Genomic DNA, 284 nt, shown 5'->3' on the forward strand with positions numbered 1-284 from the left:
ATCAGCATCTGCGTCTGCATCTGCATCAGCATCTGCGTCTGCATCTGCGTCTGCATCTGAGTCAGCATCTGCATCTGCGTCTGCGTCTGCATCTGAGTCAGCATCTGCGTCTGCATCTGCGTCTGCGTCTGCATCTGAATCAGCATCTGCATCTGCGTCTGAGTCAGCATCTGCGTCAGCATCTGCGTCTGCGTCAGCATCTGCATCTGCGTCTGAGTCTGCATCTGAATCAGCATCTGAGTCGCTATCTGCGTCTGAATCAGCATCTGCATCTGAGTCGCTGT

Annotated in this window: 1 protein-coding gene; it reads right to left on the reverse strand. The window is 53.9% G+C overall.

Annotated elements, in window-relative coordinates; genetic code table 11:
* Positions 1–284: hypothetical protein (locus CD032_RS13175; RefSeq protein WP_219727858.1), on the reverse strand; the 284-nt coding region annotated here is incomplete at both ends.

This window comes from Staphylococcus cohnii subsp. cohnii, assembly GCF_002902365.1.
GTDB classification, from domain to species: domain Bacteria; phylum Bacillota; class Bacilli; order Staphylococcales; family Staphylococcaceae; genus Staphylococcus; species Staphylococcus cohnii.